Consider the following 13,366-nt stretch of genomic DNA (forward strand, 5'->3'; position numbering starts at 1 on the left):
CGCACAGATAAAACATTGCCGCTGACGCTTCGCTTTCGCGCAGAGCAGAGCTTCCTGGGGGCGTCGGGGCAACAGATGTCTTTTGCGCGAAAGCGTAGTGTTAACGCAGCGGCAGCAGAGGGTTTTGCTTGTGCGAAAGCGCAGCGACAGCAACAGCACGATGTTGGTCACGAAGGCGTTATCACAGGACGTGATGCCTTTAGCCTTCGTCCCCCTCCCGCTTCATTCGCGTTGCTCGCTGCAGGGTCTTATCTGTGACGCTAATCCCCAAGGAGTCGCTCAGTCTCCCACTACAATCAACCATTTCACATAGCGTGCATAGGACATTCTCTAATTTATGGCTATAAAAGAAGGAATTTTGGAATAGAGGTTTTTGTGCGAAAGGTAGTTCTAACGTAGTGGCAGCAATTTATATGCGGGAGCAAAGCGTTAGAATTAACAGGTGTACAATTGCGTAATAAGTCTTTTCTGTTGATTATGGAGAGAAGTAATAGGGTTCACTTTTGAAATGTATAAAGTTTATAAAAGTTCTACAGTATTGCTGATTGGAGTGGAAGGCTACTCGACTCCCGTGGGAAAGCGAGACAGGCGAGACCCTGCACGCAGCGTAAGCGTAGGAAGCGGCTCGACGCTCGCCCACAGGAAAGCGAGTAGCCTGGAACGGAAATCACTCTTATTAAAGGAATAACATTCACCAAAATTACCTAGACCCATTTTGATTATTTAACAGTATGAAAACGAAGGATAATTTCTTCGTTTTTTTATTTTGAAAAATTGTCACTACACAAATTCCTGAGCATACGCTATGTATGAAGATTAGAGAAGGAGAATGTGTACAATGCATAAGTATTCAAAAGGTTGGTTTGTGAAGCAACTTCGAGATCATGGTATGTTGGTGCATCCACAATATAAAAGTCATTTAGGCAATTATAAAGAATCGGAATTGCGCAATCTGTATTACCGATATGTGGAAAAAGAAATGTTAGATTCAGAACAAAAATAGTCATGTTCGTTTGAATAACTCCTTTGTAGGAAAGAATTTAACTACAGAAAGGAGTTATTTTATGTGGAGTAAATCGTGGATTTTGACGCAAATTTGGCAGGATGTGTTGTTTCTACATTGGCCAGTATCACCGAAGGATTTAGAGCAGCACATTCCGCAAGAGTTACAACTGGACCTCTATGAAAATAACGCTTGGCTTAGTGCTGTCCTTTTTAAAGTGAAAGGACAACGACTAAGATGTCTGCCACCATTACCTGGAGTAGATTCCTATTTGCAGCTAAATGTCCGGACATATGTTACATATAACGGCATGAAAGGAGTCTATTTCATAAATTCAGATGTAACGAATCGTTTTATAGTACAACTAGCTACAAAGGGCGGTTTATCATATCGCTATTCTAAAATATCTATAAAGCAAAAAGAGAACTATTTTTCGTCTTCAAGTTTATATCACGGTGCACGGGCAGAAAGGTTCAAAATTTCATATCAACCGATTGCCGGTGAAATAATTAGTTCTACCTTTGATAAATGGTTAGTGGAACGTTATCATTCTTGGTCGAAATGGAAAAATTCTTTATTTCGCATTGATATAGATCATTTGCCATGGCAGCTACAACGAGTCCACATTAACATTGAAAGCAATACACTAGCTCCATTTGTGAAGGAATCTATACAAGGCATTCAACCTATTGCCCATTATTCGAAGAGGAAACAGGCTAGAATTTTCTCGCCAATTTTGGAACAGAAGTAACCGATTCATTTACGTTAATAAAAGAGATAATAAAATTGCATGACAATGGCGCTTGCAATCATATCCGACATTGCAAGTGCCTCTGCCTCAATGTCGTCAAAAACTTGAACATCCTCTTGATAGTTTTTCTGAATCATAGTCACGGCTTCTTGTTTTGTTAAAGCTAAATGTGTGTAGAACATTTTTTGTACTGCCTCCATACTCAAGTATGGATTTATTTGATTTAAAAATATGGCAATGTCGTCAGCGTTACGATACCATTCCTTTTCCTTTGCATCCGCTGTTGCTGTATCTCCTTTGGCAGCTGCAGTTACTAACTGCGCAGCAATAAGAAGATGTTCTTTAATCAGCTCAGCATAACGATCAGCAATTTGGTCACCGTAAAATGGACGTAAACAATTGCCTAAGTCCGTCGCATTCCGTAACAGTCGTTCCTGCACAAAGGGCAAATCAGGTAAGCCAAAGACAATACTAATAATCGTCATTCTCGTCCAATTGACATGCTCCATCCATAACAAACGATTCATTGCCATAAAATCTGCTTCAGCTCTACTGATAAAGCGACGATGATCGTGCTGCGGCAATAAAAAATGGCGAACTGGTGCAGTATATTGTGTGGAAGTATCTTTATATAACGCACTTAAAGGACTAGCGTAATATCCAGTTGAATTTGGGTACAATGTATATCCACTCCCTTTAGTTTTTCATTCTACTGTAGAATACTCTTAGGTATTTCCATATATGAAAGAACAATTTTTTGAAAGGAGTGAAGATGGCTATTTTTCATCCATCATTTTCTTCGATATCCCTCCAGCAGCAGTTAGATAAATAAAAAGATTTATGTTGAAATTTCCCCGCATTATTAATTAAAATATGAATAGTACCAAAATGATTAACAACTTTTAAAGAAACGATGTCCTGTTCTTTCGTAACATCGGTTTGAACAAAAAAACTAATAACCTTGCGCGAGTAAATATTTTTTTATTTGCTTTGCCTAATTCTTTATTTATATTGGTAATAACAACATTGGCACCATTTCGTGCATACTCAAGTTTAATGCCATTGCCAATCCCTTGTGCAACCAGTTACGACGACTACTAAGTCATTCAACATATTCCTTCCTTCAGTTTTTTGCTTTTCATTAGCAAAAGTAGAGTCGAAAGAGGGCATAATGGGGTACAGGAAATCATATAATAATAATAATGAGGCAAACCTTGCCTTCATAGTAAAATTAATGTTGACTTTATGATAAAAAGCACATATAATAAATATTGTCCTTCATATGGATTACATAAAAAATAACATCATGTCTCAGTAGCTCAGCTGGATAGAGCAACGGCCTTCTAAGCCGTCGGTCGGGGGTTCGAATCCCTCCTGGGACGTCCAGTTTTACAACGTTATATCTAGAGAAATAAGCACTTTCGCTTATGATTCAATTTTACAGTACTCGGTCAGTCGAGTTTCTGTACTAATGAATTATAGGTGGAGGTGCTTTTTTCATTTGACTAAAAAGAAGGGGATATTTGATATCCAAATTGAACAACCGTTAATTCAAGTTAGAAAAGGTGAAGAAAAACGTAATGATGTGGCAATTGAACAAGCGTTGTCAGTCATTCTGAAACAACTTGAAGTCAGTGGCTGTCGTGAAAGAACGCTATACGATTATAGTACAATTGTTCATTATTTTATCAGAGATACAAATGTTGTGTATCTGATAGATATAACTAGCGATGTAATTTATTCTTGGCTGGAACAGATGAACGTCAAAAATACAACTAAATTAACACGTTTAAAGTGTTTTAAAGCATTTCTGGGACGTTGTTTTGATAATGGATGGTTCACTAATAAGTTTTGGCGGTCAGTAAATATAAAAGTGGATACTGAAATTAAAGAAGGTGCAACAGATGAAGATGTGAATTTACTTTTGTCTGTTCTTGACTATACAAAATTTCTTGATTTAAGAAATGCCACTGCAATTTTATTGATGTATCGTTGCGGATTAAGGATTGGAACTATTGCACGAATGAAAGAAAAGCACGTAGATTTTGTGAATGAAAGGTTAGTACTCGATGGAGAAGTTATGAAAAATCATAAAGGTTTAATTTTACCTTTAGACGAACAATTAATTTATTTATTACAAGTTATGAAAAAACAGAATTTCCATATTAGAAATGAATACAAGGAAGATAATGATAATCTGTTCATAACGATTAAGGGAAAACCAACAACTACTTCTATAACATCTAACTCGATTCAGAAACAACTTAGAAAGTACACTTTAAAGTATGGAATAAGGAATATTAATCCCCATGCCTTAAGACGTGGGTTTGCAAAAAATTTATATTCAAAATCTAATGATTTACTCTTAGTGTCGAAAGCATTAGGACATAACGATTTATCTGTAACTACAAAGTATTTACATACAGAATTAAATGATATAGCAGATAAATTGAAGGATTATATGTAATAACCAAAGTTAGTATATTGGTGAAACTGAAAAGGTTAGAGGTGTGTACCAGTGGAGAGAAGATATAAAATTTTTGACATACAAGACAGCGATTTATTTGTTTCAATAGAAAGTCATTATTTTACACGTACTGATGCTAAACAAGCTTATATTGATTCAAAAACTTCAAAAGATAAAAATGATGATTCACTACTAATCACAATCGCAAAAAATGATTATTCTGAAATACAATCAGTGGTTACCTTTGGAGTTGAAGAAGGGGAACGGTTTGCATTAGCACTGTTAAACCTTTGCCAAGCAATAAAATACTAGTTTTTATGTAGAAGAAAAGCCACCTACTCGCAATAGGTGACTTAATAGTAAATCGAACTTCTAGTTCACGCAAATAAACCGAATACGATATACCTTATCTTGCTTAATTTTATCGAAAAAAATTAGAATTAGCAAGGCTTATTAAGTGCACACTTTTTTGGTATATCCAACGTGGAAAGCCTAGTAACACGTTGAGAAACTAAACTTGACAGGTTATGGCGTTCCCACTGCAAACAAACGTTTAGCACTCTGTATATGCGTTCCTTGTTTCGCTTTGAGTGTGAATGGTGTTAGCGACCATTAACGGCTAGGAGTGGAAGGTCTGAATGATTAAGGTCATGCAGAATACATAATACATTGTAATTGTTGTTGAGTTTCTCATAACAGTAGAATAAGCATTTACGATACACGCAGAAGGCATGTAGACGGATTACAAGACGTTTCGGGGGCAGAAGTAGAAACTATATGTATTGATTTGAAAGAATCACATTTAACAAGGGCATACATATACGGATACCTCAAATGACGGATTCATGGAAATACATAATGCAATGGCTGTCTATGTTTCAGATTCTATTAATTTAGTTTCAGAAATGTAGGCAGTCATTTTTGCACCAAGCCGTTGTCCTCAACTCTGGCTTCATGATAGGGGTAGCACTGAAATAATGCAAGTAAACATGAAGAAATAAATAAAAAGAGAACCACTGTTATATTAGTAGGTTCTCTAACTTCTTCAATTAATCAATTAACTGAAAGATGAAATACATTGTCATTATCCAAGCCTTCTACAGGAAGTTCTTGTATTAAGTTATTGATGTAGCTGAATAATATACATTCAAGTTCAGGAGTTATTTCATATTCAAGTCCTAAATAACCTAAATGAAGAATGTAACGAATTTTTAATTGGTTGAAGTATTTATATTTGCCTTGTTGGTATATTTGACGCAGTTCTATTATTTCTTTTACTGTAATTCCGTTTATTGATTTAAAAGCTATGTCTTGTAATAAATCCATGTGTATATTCAATTGCATATTTAGTTCTTTTTTCATTTTTTATTCCCACCATTATTTTATTTTTTTCTATTGTTGCTTACACCCCTTAAAACAACTAAAGTAGATTTTTCAGACGTACTCAATAATGATTTTTTAAAATAAAGGGTTGTTATTTTAGTTTTACAACGTACTAGTGAAAAACACCGATTTCATTTAAAAGATAGGCGTTCAGATAGTTAGCTTTTCTTTAAGTTGTAGCTGATAATGGTTATAAGCCACTCTAATTGAAAGGTAGTGTTCGAATGGGAAAGAAAAAGCATAAATGCACATGTAGACCACAAGACCCTAATATTGAAAAGCGTAATGTGTACTTCAATTTGTACTTCAATCCTTACTACAAAGAAACCTTTACCCGAATATATGATGTATTGATAGATACTCATAATCGTACATATGAATCAATGTATAAAGACTTAAAGGAGAATCCTGAAAAAATTGCTGAATCTTATTTTAAAGAAGCTAATGAAACCATTCCCAGCAATTACAATTATGAATACGATGATGGTAGCGAATACTATGAACAAATTGAAAGTTATGTAGTTGACCGTATGCAAGAACAATCACTTATGCATTATCAATTTGAATTAATGTCATTGAGTAATCTGTACCAGGTATTTGAACAGCAGTTGCGGAAATGGTTGTTTGAAGAAATGACAAATCATCATAACGAATACATAAATCAAATTGAATTCACTTTAATCAATGAAGAAAAAGATTACGGTGAGTTTTACAGTCAGTTTGGGGCTTTACGGAGTGTACTGCAAGAAATGAAATTAACCTTTACTATGCCGTCACCTATCGCAAGTGACCTTCCTGAATGGGCTGATTTGTTTGGCGTTATAGAGGACAGTGGGATTGAAGTACCTATCGTGGAAACGGAAATATGGGAAACAATTCGTGAATGTAATTTATTATCGAATACATTTAAGCATGGTAGTGGACCATCAGCGATATCATTATACAAGATACGTCCGGAATACTTTGAAAAAGTAAATAAAACTAAACTTATGAACTTGTACCGCACGACCAATATGGAAGAAGTATTAAGTGTCGATAAAATATCTTTTGAAAAATACGCTAATGCTATGAAAAACTTTTGGGAAAAGCTAAAAACAAATCAAGGCGGTTCTGTTAAGCTAGATATCGATATTTCAACTGAACAGGAAGCCTAAGAAGAGAATATTTAGTCGGTGCTTAAAAGTTTTTATGGCACGTTTGCAAAAAAGGCTAGTGAAAGAAGGGGATATTTATGTACTGGAATTATAGAGTTGTTGAATTTACCAATAAACAGAACAAACCTTACTTTGAGATATGCGAAGTTCATTATGATGAAAACGATAAACCTCATATGTGGGGTGAAATAATGCCTGCAGAATCATTAGATGAATTAAAAGATGATTACGAGTATATGCGTAAAGCATTTGAAAGTCCTGTATTGAAGGTGGTTGGAAATAAATTAGAACAAGTGACAGAATAATGTGCAGCACGTATATAATGTGTAATAAAAGAGAAGCGTCTGCCTGTAAGGGTATTTTTTTCTTATTGAACTAACGGTGCAGGTTAGTTGAGAAAATAAATGTTTATTTTTGAAAGGTGAATGTGTTTAGATTGAAGAATATATTAAGGGTATAGTTTGTAATGGGGGAGAGAGAATAGAAAACTATTAATGAAAGGGTGATGAAATATAAAAAACAGGACAAAAAACATTCTTATTTTTCTTCTAGGATTTGTGACGTTCTTCATTTTATCAACCATTTTCAGATATTTCTTTTAGGCTGTTTTCGAAAAGATTGTTGTTATTCAACTAACGGTGCAGTTTAGTTGAATAAGGTTCAAAAAGAAAAGTCGATTCCTTAACATACAGGGAGTCGACTTTGTTCTTTAAAAACATCATGTCGATTAAACATCACCATTCGTTTTCTAAATAATCTTTAAGAAGCGTTCTCATACGCTTTGATGGGATATATACGTTTATTTGTTGCCCGTGTCTGATACGGCTTCTAAATAGCCACTGAAGCAATTCAGAAAGGGCAAAAGTATCTTCATCAACCTGAACGCCATGCTTAAAGAAGAAATTCTTTGTTACTGGATTCATAAAACGATTTGCTAAATAAATACATACAGATTTATCTTGATATTGATTGGTAGCCCTACAATTCACGGAAACAAAGGAATTTTTCAGTCCAGTTGGTGTTAATGTGTCTTGAAATTCTTTGAATGTAGTCCACATGACTTCATCCGTTGAAACCTTGCATTTATTGCGATAGAAATTATAAGCGTTATCTTTGAGTACTTTTTTTATTGCTGTTTGTTTGGTTCTAGTTCGCAAATTACCCATGCTGAAATCTATACGCTTATCGCCAACTTTGTTCATATCCTTTTTATCAGCTGGTGAAGGTGTGTAAATATTAATGTTGTCTCTGATATGTGCAAGCTGTTCGTTGTGATATTGGTTGTATTTAGTAAGTTGATATGTGCCTTCAATGTTGGCAACAGAATAATAATTATATTGAACTCTGAACAGGTCAAAATATGCCCGTTGAATTTGTCCATCAAATAAATATGTCAGTAAATAAATTTCATCAAAATAATGGAAGGATTCTGCTGGGAATGCCCAATACAAGACAACTGGTTGTCCTTCATCATCTTCATACATCATCAAGTTTCCAGCGTTAGCAAGGTTGCGTATTTTAGTGAAATATCCTTCATCGCTATCGTATTCAGGCTTATTCCAGTGTACAAAACCTCTATCATCCACTTTTATTATTCCTTCACTGTATAACAGCCGTAAATCAGATTTAGTGTATTCTTCCAATGGTGTAATTACATTCATTACTTCATCCAAAATAAGGGTATAGTTTTCGCTTGATAATAAGTCTAATAGTTCCGCATCCACACGCTGGAATAATGAATGAGTTGAAGCAATATCAGCACCTTCAGAAATCAGGCGTTTAATATCTTCAAGTTTTGTGCCATCTTCATTTGATGGCTGAACAAATTCTCTACTGGTACAATCTGAAATGATACGTTCCACTTCATCCGTGAATGGTGTTATGTAGATGAATTTTTGCCGTGCTGGTGCATTGTTCATATGATGGATAGCCCAGCTGGATTTCCCACTTCCCATAATTGAATCAATTACTTTGATTGTTGGTGTGTTTAGTTGTCGTACTGGATTGATTAGATTCATGGTGATATTCCCCCGATTTCTTAAATGTTTCTTCATCCCTTTAAACAAGGAAATGGGGAAATTCAGACAAGTAATTTGATGTTGAAAAAAACCTTTACTTTCATTGCTTAGTAAACGATTGCTGAAAGCATTGATATGACTGGGTTTGTAGCAGATTCCCTTTAAAAGAGAAGAGTATAAAAAAGAAAAAAGAAGATGCTTTGCATGTGGAAGAAAAGCACTTCCACCTATAATGAAAAAATGCTATCTGAAAAGTAGCACGTATAATTCTTCAGCTAACAATGAAAAGACATACAGTGATGATTTAGTGCAGACGAAACTTGTTTCGACTGATGTTTTGACTTTGAACTATTACGCTTTTAAAGGTGGGTGATTGTTCAGACACAAAGTAGAGTGATTATGTGGTGTCGCATGTATAAAAAATTTTAACGTGTATGCCGATTGTGTCTAATGTGTGTCTACGTGTACAGTGAATATCGGGGTGAATCTACCATATATCGTGCCTTGCGTGTGGAAAAGGAAATAAGGTGTAAAGTGTTTTCCTTACTGTATTAAGCCGTATCAGCTTAGACTCAACGCTGGTGTCGTTATACGGATGCTGAAATCAACCTAAAACAAAGAGAGAACCAGCAAAAGCTGATTCCCGTATATCACTATTCAATTCACTGCTTTTTCTTGTGTCTGATTAAAGTGCTTTTGCTGATTCCAGTCATAACTTCTACCTGTTTATACGAGTTGGATTCAAGAAGCTTCAATGCGTGTTCCATCTGTTGCTTGTTGAACTTGTTGGGGCGACCTTCTTTAAATTCAGGATTCTGTTTTGCAATGGCTTTTCCTTCCTGTGTCCTTTCAACAATCATATCCCTTTCAAATTCTGCAAATGAACTCATGATGTTAAATATCAGCCGACCAGTGGGTGTATCTTCTACAATGCCCATATTCAGTACATGCACCTTTACACCTCTGTTAAACAATTCCTTAACGGTTTCAATAGCCCCTGAAGCAGAACGTGCAAACCTATCAAGTTTAGTGACAACAAGGGTATCTCCTTTATCTAGATGCTTTAATAGTTGCTGAAATTGAGGTCTATCTGTTTTCGTACCAGTGTATTTTTCAGAATAGATTTCTTCGCATCCTTCAGCTTTCAATGCATGTAATTGTACTTCTAAATCTTGTGTAGCAGTTGATACCCTTGCGTAACCGTATTTCATTATGTAAAAACCCCTTTTTAGTATTTCATTTATGAATCTATGTTATGACACCTTTTGATACCTTGATAATACAGGGGATAGCTAGTGGTGTCAATTCTTTTAAGTTTTGACACTCAAATCGATACGAGACGAATCGAAGTGTAGTTAAGTAGGGAAGGCATCGTCCAATTATTCTCACAGCGATTTTGATGTTTTTTTGCTATAATAATAGGAAAGCAATTTACATAAACATTTTGCGAAATTTTCTTTATATCATTAGGGGGTGCACCACGACTGACATAGAGTTTGAAAAAATAGTAATAAACCGGAAATGATAAAAATAAATGTAAAAGAGTGATTCTACCATGCCGAATAAACCTAATGATTCTCAAGTCCCGAATGAAATTGTGTTAGACCAGTTTTATCAAAAGGAAAAGCAAGTTGAAAAGAAACAGGTTTCTATTTACTTAGACACTGATGTTATCGTTGCTTTGAATAAGTTCGGTAAGCAAAAGGGCAAGGGTGCAAAGAGTGACCTTGTAAACAACTTTTTAAAGCAAGCTTTCGGTATTACACAGGGGCAACAAGTAGTTACGGCTAAGACAGCTGAACAAATGATTTCAATGATTAAAGATATGGAGAATGGAGAACGTAATAAATTTTTAGAATACCTTTTCCATGAAGTGCTAACGGTATACTCTAAGAAATAGGGTTATTCCAATTCCACTAAGCCCCTGTTCAATCAAATTGAAAGCCCGCCAACTTCTACTGGTGGGTCTTTCTTTTGGCTTAGCAATTTAAAAGGGGCACTACTTTTTAGGGGGTGTCCTTTAACCGCCCTAGCCTTTTAGATACCCCGACTATTCCACCACCTACCTACCAGCAACCAATGCACAACAACCAGCCGATACAATCCACACTGATTCATACCTTAAATACTATTGCGTATTCCATTACGGAACAAGAAACTATTTCACCTATCTGTATCACCGAACCCTTATTGTTCCGTTAAATTCTTTCGTGTTTCCTTTGCTGAACTTACATATAATCCTTTCGTGTTCCCTTTGAAAGAATGAATTCCTTTTCAGCTGAAGAACGATTTCATCCATGAAGTGAATTAATAATTGAAGATTAATATTCAATAATCAATGAAGGGGGCAACGGGGTGGCTAGGGGCTGTTTCTTTAGGTTTTGGTGTTTCGAGAATATACACACTATTTTTTTCACTGTTTGCTTTTCTGAAATCCAACAGAACATCATGATTTCTTTTAGGGGGTTACCCTATATCTCTATATCAATTCTTAAAATAAACTACAAAATTTTTTTCTGAATTTTTCACATAGAATTCTTACCCAGGCAGAAGCATAAAAAGGCTGATACACCGAATACCAAACATATTCTTTATCGTTCCATAAAAATTTTTATAAACGTCTTACTTTGGGCACTAACCAAGTACCTATTAGTAGGATTTAATAAGGTGAAATGTTTCCCCTAGTAATTGGTGTGGTCGAAAGACTGCACCTTTTCTTTTTAAGTTGTACTGCCAATTTGAACAGTAAAGGAAGTGAAATGAAAGACATGATGTCAGTTGAATTATTAAAACAAATGCGGATGTTTGTGGGCTATTCCCAGCAAGACTTAGCGAAAGCCACGAATTACAGTCGCAGTTATATAAGCAAAATTGAACAGGGTACAGTTGAAGCTTCTTCAATTGTGCAGTGGCATATTTTACAGGCCTGTAGACGTGCTGGAATGGAAGATTTCCAATTTGCGATTTTAAAAATCATTGTAGACGGTAGCGAACAAGAAATGGAGGAACTATTGAATGGAATTAGTCGAGAAGCTGAAAAAGTGTGAAAAGATGCTAAGTGAAAACTTACATGGAAGCAAGCCAATCATAATTCACTGGTTGTCTGAAATTTATAAGTAAGTTGCAGATACAACTTTTACATATCAAGTGGGCTATAAACTTCCACACGTTCAAAACCACATTCCAACCTATAGAAAATACGCTATGAAGCATAAAGCGAAATCACTCGCTGCTATTCAGGAAATCATGTGTGAATTAAGAAGCCGGCACACTAATTTTAATCGAGTAAGCCGAATTATTACGGTATTAATTGCAACTAACCTCTACAGTGCCAATGCACAAAGGAAGCTAAACAACTTCAAATTAACAATTGGAAAGATGTAGTACACAGAAATAACGATTTAAGGAGGATAAAAAACATGGACAAAATTAACGAGATAAAACCATCACCTTCCCTTTCTGAAAACATGGTCAAATTTGCAAAATCATATGTGAAGCTTCGAATTGTTGACGGGCTAAGCGTGGGTGACATCTGCAAAACGTTAGGAGTATCAACAAAGACTTTTTATTCATGGAAAGAAAATGAAGCGTTCAATTCTTATTTGAAGGCACTTGAAGCAAGTTATGTTACGGAAGATGAGGTACATGCGTACAACCACGTGCGGAAACACATTCTTAAAATGGTGTCAAAGGAAAATCCCACCGATAAGCACGTTGAGATGTTTCTGAAGCACTTCTCACATGTAGCCGAATCAGAAAGCCAAAAACACATGAATGAGTTGGGAATTAGTACAAACACAAGGTCTAGTAGATTGAAAGAAATTGAAGAACGTAGGGCTAGTTTAGCAAAGTATGGTTTTAAAGTTAACGATGAAGGTTTTATTTATAGGGATTAAATCTACTGGAACGATTGAAAATTAATATTCAAAAAGGGGAGTATACATTATGAAAAATATAAAAAAAGTCATAACCGGTCTTTTAAATAAAGCATCTGATGCATCTACAAGCTATGAACTTGCACTGGAACGTAAGCAAGAAGAGTTGGTTCAGCTACAGCTACACCTTCAGGATGAACAGGTAAAGCTGAAAGATTACCACAAGCTTGCATTGCTTCAGCAAATTTCAGAACAAACATATGAGGAACAGAAACAAGTTGTGGCATCTATGACTAATAAAATTCAATCTATTCAGCTTGAGATGCAACAAATATCCATTTACCGTACTGAAGATGTAAATGCCGTGATTGCCGAGATTCAGGCAAATAAGGCTGAAATGAACATGGCACAACAAGTCGAAATACAAGTAATTAAAGAGGGCATTGCAGAAGCAAAACGTGAATATCTGCAAAAGCTTTCAGAGTTGGGTGAACAGTATGATTCGGCAATTAAAGAAGAAGGACTACTGCAAAGCTTCTTAGTGGATATAGGGAAGCAACCTAACGTCTACCTACCTTACAAAATGGAGATTTTAGGTGCTGGTGCAACAGTCTCGATTCATGAAGTAGAAAACAACCTTTAAAAAATTTAATAGCAGTGCAAAACAAGCACACCCACAAAGCTAACTGATGAACTTCAGTTGGCTTTTTTATTG

15 protein-coding genes and 1 tRNA gene are annotated in these 13,366 nt (G+C 35.5%); 12 read left to right on the top strand and 4 right to left on the bottom strand.

The annotated features are described in order from the left end of the window. The first annotated feature begins 75 nt into the window (after window positions 1-75). From MWJ95_RS12060 to MWJ95_RS12070, 3 genes are all read left to right on the top strand, one after another. A complete protein-coding gene (locus tag MWJ95_RS12060; protein WP_249105732.1) occupies window positions 76-258 on the top strand; it encodes a hypothetical protein in 183 nt (60 codons plus the stop codon). 580 nt (window positions 259-838) lie between these two features. Next, complete coding sequence (locus MWJ95_RS12065) at window positions 839-1,003, top strand: DUF2639 domain-containing protein (protein WP_249072844.1); 165 nt, start codon at window positions 839-841, stop codon at window positions 1,001-1,003. 61 nt (window positions 1,004-1,064) lie between these two features. Beyond that, window positions 1,065-1,754: a YqjF family protein gene (locus tag MWJ95_RS12070; protein WP_249072843.1), complete on the top strand. Its 690-nt coding sequence runs from the start codon at window positions 1,065-1,067 to the stop codon at window positions 1,752-1,754. 14 nt (window positions 1,755-1,768) lie between these two features. Here MWJ95_RS12070 and MWJ95_RS12075 read toward each other — a convergent pair whose 3' ends face one another. Then, entirely contained in the window at window positions 1,769-2,434 is a 666-nt protein-coding gene (locus tag MWJ95_RS12075) for a hypothetical protein (RefSeq protein WP_249072842.1), read from the bottom strand. 628 nt (window positions 2,435-3,062) lie between these two features. Here MWJ95_RS12075 and MWJ95_RS12080 point away from each other — a divergent pair. From MWJ95_RS12080 to MWJ95_RS12090, 3 genes are all read left to right on the top strand, one after another. Further along, window positions 3,063-3,136 (top strand) — tRNA-Arg (locus tag MWJ95_RS12080). 119 nt (window positions 3,137-3,255) lie between these two features. Next, window positions 3,256-4,221, top strand: coding sequence for a tyrosine-type recombinase/integrase (locus MWJ95_RS12085; RefSeq protein ID WP_249105735.1), 966 nt, complete (start codon window positions 3,256-3,258; stop codon window positions 4,219-4,221). Between the two features lie 51 nt (window positions 4,222-4,272). Further along, a complete protein-coding gene (locus tag MWJ95_RS12090; RefSeq protein ID WP_249105738.1) occupies window positions 4,273-4,533 on the top strand; it encodes a hypothetical protein in 261 nt (86 codons plus the stop codon). Window positions 4,534-5,274: 741 nt separating this feature from the next. Here the strand turns inward: MWJ95_RS12090 and MWJ95_RS12095 are convergent. Further along, window positions 5,275-5,583, bottom strand: coding sequence for a hypothetical protein (locus MWJ95_RS12095; RefSeq protein WP_249105740.1), 309 nt, complete (start codon window positions 5,581-5,583; stop codon window positions 5,275-5,277). Window positions 5,584-5,828: 245 nt separating this feature from the next. Between MWJ95_RS12095 and MWJ95_RS12100 the strand changes: the two genes are divergently transcribed. Then, window positions 5,829-6,758, top strand: a complete 930-nt coding sequence (locus MWJ95_RS12100) for a hypothetical protein (RefSeq protein WP_249105743.1) — start codon at window positions 5,829-5,831, stop codon at window positions 6,756-6,758. 77 nt (window positions 6,759-6,835) lie between these two features. Continuing rightward, window positions 6,836-7,063 carry a hypothetical protein gene (locus MWJ95_RS12105; RefSeq protein WP_249105745.1) on the top strand — a complete coding sequence of 76 codons (228 nt, stop codon included), beginning with the start codon at window positions 6,836-6,838 and terminating at the stop codon, window positions 7,061-7,063. 429 nt (window positions 7,064-7,492) lie between these two features. Here the strand turns inward: MWJ95_RS12105 and MWJ95_RS12110 are convergent, their stop codons facing one another. Together MWJ95_RS12110 and MWJ95_RS12115 are read right to left on the bottom strand one after the other, a co-directional pair. Next, window positions 7,493-8,776: a hypothetical protein gene (locus MWJ95_RS12110; RefSeq protein ID WP_249105747.1), complete on the bottom strand. Its 1,284-nt coding sequence runs from the start codon at window positions 8,774-8,776 to the stop codon at window positions 7,493-7,495. Window positions 8,777-9,438: 662 nt separating this feature from the next. After that, a complete protein-coding gene (locus MWJ95_RS12115) occupies window positions 9,439-9,987 on the bottom strand; it encodes a recombinase family protein (protein ID WP_249105750.1) in 549 nt (182 codons plus the stop codon). 344 nt (window positions 9,988-10,331) lie between these two features. On the opposite strand from MWJ95_RS12115, the gene MWJ95_RS12120 reads away from it, so the two are divergent. From MWJ95_RS12120 to MWJ95_RS12135, 4 genes are all read left to right on the top strand, one after another. Continuing rightward, complete coding sequence (locus MWJ95_RS12120; protein WP_249105751.1) at window positions 10,332-10,676, top strand: hypothetical protein; 345 nt, start codon at window positions 10,332-10,334, stop codon at window positions 10,674-10,676. An 859-nt stretch (window positions 10,677-11,535) separates the two neighbouring features. After that, window positions 11,536-11,823, top strand: coding sequence for a helix-turn-helix domain-containing protein (locus MWJ95_RS12125; RefSeq protein ID WP_249105753.1), 288 nt, complete (start codon window positions 11,536-11,538; stop codon window positions 11,821-11,823). 372 nt (window positions 11,824-12,195) lie between these two features. Next, entirely contained in the window at window positions 12,196-12,672 is a 477-nt protein-coding gene (locus MWJ95_RS12130) for a phBC6A51 family helix-turn-helix protein (protein WP_249105755.1), read from the top strand. A 49-nt stretch (window positions 12,673-12,721) separates the two neighbouring features. Then, window positions 12,722-13,294, top strand: a complete 573-nt coding sequence (locus tag MWJ95_RS12135; protein WP_249105757.1) for a hypothetical protein — start codon at window positions 12,722-12,724, stop codon at window positions 13,292-13,294. Window positions 13,295-13,366 lie beyond the last annotated feature (72 nt).

The organism is Lysinibacillus sp. Bpr_S20 (assembly GCF_023337835.1).
Lineage (GTDB): Bacteria > Bacillota > Bacilli > Bacillales_A > Planococcaceae > Lysinibacillus.

Coding starts and splice junctions, on each gene's coding strand:
- MWJ95_RS12060 (WP_249105732.1), top strand. CDS start 76: ATGTCTTTTGCGCGAAAGCGTAGTGTTAACGCAGCGGCAGCAGAGGGT.
- MWJ95_RS12065 (WP_249072844.1), top strand. CDS start 839: ATGCATAAGTATTCAAAAGGTTGGTTTGTGAAGCAACTTCGAGATCAT.
- MWJ95_RS12070 (WP_249072843.1), top strand. CDS start 1,065: ATGTGGAGTAAATCGTGGATTTTGACGCAAATTTGGCAGGATGTGTTG.
- MWJ95_RS12095 (WP_249105740.1), bottom strand. CDS start 5,583: ATGAAAAAAGAACTAAATATGCAATTGAATATACACATGGATTTATTA.
- MWJ95_RS12100 (WP_249105743.1), top strand. CDS start 5,829: ATGGGAAAGAAAAAGCATAAATGCACATGTAGACCACAAGACCCTAAT.
- MWJ95_RS12105 (WP_249105745.1), top strand. CDS start 6,836: ATGTACTGGAATTATAGAGTTGTTGAATTTACCAATAAACAGAACAAA.
- MWJ95_RS12110 (WP_249105747.1), bottom strand. CDS start 8,776: ATGAATCTAATCAATCCAGTACGACAACTAAACACACCAACAATCAAA.
- MWJ95_RS12115 (WP_249105750.1), bottom strand. CDS start 9,987: ATGAAATACGGTTACGCAAGGGTATCAACTGCTACACAAGATTTAGAA.
- MWJ95_RS12120 (WP_249105751.1), top strand. CDS start 10,332: ATGCCGAATAAACCTAATGATTCTCAAGTCCCGAATGAAATTGTGTTA.
- MWJ95_RS12125 (WP_249105753.1), top strand. CDS start 11,536: ATGAAAGACATGATGTCAGTTGAATTATTAAAACAAATGCGGATGTTT.
- MWJ95_RS12130 (WP_249105755.1), top strand. CDS start 12,196: ATGGACAAAATTAACGAGATAAAACCATCACCTTCCCTTTCTGAAAAC.
- MWJ95_RS12135 (WP_249105757.1), top strand. CDS start 12,722: ATGAAAAATATAAAAAAAGTCATAACCGGTCTTTTAAATAAAGCATCT.